General features: G+C 69.0%; 1 protein-coding gene. It reads left to right on the top strand.

Annotation, left to right across the window (positions count from 1 at the left end; translation table 11 throughout):
* Window positions 1–317: CDC27 family protein (locus AUL32_RS24305; RefSeq protein WP_244498045.1), on the top strand; the 317-nt coding region annotated here is incomplete at its 5' end.
* Window positions 318–464 lie beyond the last annotated feature (147 nt).

Here is a 464-nt window from a genome sequence, read left to right as displayed (position 1 = left end):
CCGCGCCGCGCGAGAAGGTCAAGGTCCGTCAGGTCGGCAAGCGGGGCGGCGGCGGGCGGGACAAGCTGCTGGCCCAGGCACAGAGCCAGTTCGACGCTGGCGACTACACTTCAGCGCTGGCGACGCTCGACCAGCACGAGAAGACGCACGGGCACAATCGCGGCGCCGAGATCCTGAAGGGTTGGACCAATCTGAAGATGAGCCGCTATTCCGAGGCGCGCGCCATCTTCAAGGCCGAGGACAAGCGCGGCTCGAGCCGCGACACCCGCTTCGGCATCGGCGCGACCTTCAACTCGCAGTACAATAGCTGGCGCTGAGCAAGACCCCGAGACGCCCGGTCTCCCTCCCTTCGGGGAAGGGGCCGGGCGTCGCCCGCCCTCAGCCGGCCCGCATCGCAGCCCCTCGCGTCTTGATGGGCGCCGCCGTTTCCGCGCGCTCCAGAAAGGCGAGGCTGGCTTCCAGAA

This window comes from Aureimonas sp. AU40 (genome assembly GCF_001463785.1).
GTDB lineage: Bacteria > Pseudomonadota > Alphaproteobacteria > Rhizobiales > Rhizobiaceae > Aureimonas.
The sequence above is the reverse complement of the archived record's forward strand: the minus strand, read 5'-3'. Positions and strand labels throughout refer to the sequence as shown.